The sequence below is a fragment of the Endozoicomonas sp. ISHI1 genome (assembly GCF_024606225.1).
Taxonomy (GTDB): domain Bacteria; phylum Pseudomonadota; class Gammaproteobacteria; order Pseudomonadales; family Endozoicomonadaceae; genus Endozoicomonas_A.
This window is the reverse complement of the sequence record NZ_JAGRPU010000113.1, coordinates 1-2268: the sequence shown is the minus strand read 5'-3', so window position 1 is coordinate 2268 and position 2268 is coordinate 1. Positions and strand designations below refer to the sequence as shown.

General features: G+C 37.1%; 1 protein-coding gene. It reads left to right on the top strand.

Annotated elements, in window-relative coordinates; translation table 11 throughout:
- Window positions 1–146 precede the first annotated feature (146 nt).
- Window positions 147–2268 (top strand): hypothetical protein (locus KBW69_RS23260; protein WP_257282513.1); only part of this gene is annotated, 2122 nt, incomplete at its 3' end.

Sequence of the window (2268 nt, the reverse complement as noted above, 5' to 3'; positions counted from 1 at the left end):
AGAAATTGAGGATAAAAATTTCTGCTTCTGAGGAGAATAGCGAGCTATTTGACGAAGAAGCAGGAATTTTTAGACCAATTTATTGCAACCGCAGTAGGACAGCCTTAAGTCCGACAGGCTGCTAGGTCAATCTATCAGGTGTTATCATGCCAACCATACCCAAGAATATTCATGTTAGTATTGTCGGTCCTGCTGAAGGTTGGGAGTTAAGTTTTCTGGCAATATGGGCCAATGTAAACCCTGACTATAAAATCCATCTATGGGCTCCTGAACTTTTGGCATACCGAAAAATTCTATATTCGCTGCTGATTTCCGAGATAAACAAAGATGCTATTGAGAAAGATTCCCCCGATGATGATATTGCGAGGTTGAAAGATAACACCTGGAAAAAAATTGATGATTTTATGGGTGAAAGTACAACAGTAGAACAATTGAATATACTGAGATCCAGTTTTTCAGATAATGTAAAGCAGTCGTTTACCATACAATGGGATAAAACCAATGAGATGCTAAATAAAATTGAAATATCCATTGACAATATTGACGTTCATAGAACAATGGATAATTTCAAACCAAAAGAGATTCAATACATTAATTACAGTTTAAGCTTTACTAACACGTTACTAACCGAAAGATTTTTAGGTCTGCATAGTGAATTAGACTTAGGAGGTGCATATATTGATAAAGGAGTACTACCAGAACTGAACATTGACTTCTTAACAGAAGCGATGACTTCGCTCGGCCATACATTGGAAACACCATTAACTGATGAAAGAAAAAGTCAGATCGAAAGAGCTGTGATACGTGCTCTTTCAGAAAAAATGTTCTCAGATGGTATTATTCAAGACCCTAGTCCTTATTTTGAGACATACGATAAAAACCTTCCAGAACAAGACATCAGACTGGTTAAAAGTATCATAGAAAAAACCAGTATTGATAATCTATTCCAAAGACTAGGGGAATATCATACAACGGACCATACCATAAATAGAGTATTTTTAGGAGTAACAACAAATTTAGCAAGTATTTTTTTCGGCAGCACTCTTGATAATTCAAACCAGCCAATGGTATTAATATCTCGCTCAAAAAACGCTCTAGTCAAAATATCACTTAATGAAATCGTTCATATTCATGATGCCGTAAAAGATTTTAAACAACTCAGATTAAGCGAAAAAGAATTCACAGCAAAGATAAGGGAGGTTCTAATTCAATTCTATGATAATAATAAAGTGAAGATCTCCGGCGATGACATTAATAAAGTTGCAATGATGTCAACTCAACTTTCATATGATAAAAATGAGGCTGACTACCACATTATCACTAAACTAGCTTATGGATCTTTTGAAAGATTACAAAAAATCCAAATGCAAAAAAGACCTGTGATCGTTCCATTTCATGAATTCTCAACGAACAATCCCTTCTATAATAGGAAATCTTATGATCTTTTATTCAAACCGTCACAAATAGTGCGTAGGCGACTATACGATAAATTAATAGTGATTAATTTTTCTCTAACTCTTCAAAATAACAGAGAATATTTAATAAAGTCTACTGATCTTTATGACGGGTACCGCACTCAAGACAGCGTTTTGTATAACGTTGTTATTGGTGCATCGGGACGAGGAGAACTTAAACTCGAAACAGTAAAAGGAATACCGTTCACAAACATTGGTGAAGACACTAAAGTCATAATTACCGGAACTGTTCATTTCTTTGAGTACAGTTCACATAGTAGTTCCCGTGCAGAGCATGTAACGAAAACGCTATCATCGATTTTAAGAATGGCGATCCCAAGAGATACCACCGTACAAAACATAGCATTCTATTTTTATAACTCTGCACAAGGCCTTGTAGATTCTGTGGGTGTACTGGATGCTAGCCATAAACTTTTTGTTGTACCTGGAGTTTTGAGGGAGTTAGCCAAAACAGGTATCCATGCAAATTACGCCGTTGCGGTTACGGCTGCTGCCAGACCGTCAACCTCCATCGACGCGCTCTACCCTGAACCAAACCGTATTGTTTTTACCTTGCGGCCTGACAAAAGTACTGTTGAATACCGATTAAAGTTCGGACTGGCCTCCCTTGAGGCTGAAAATCTATTTACATATGTCGGAACTGAAGGTCAATCTGACGATGTCATGTCCGAAGACGATCCGATCAAAGCCATATTACAAGAGAAGATTGCCGGTAGCGGATCCGACAAAAAAGAGGATTGGATCAAAAACATAATCGAAGACAATTCTATTGATCCCCAACTCAAAGATCAGT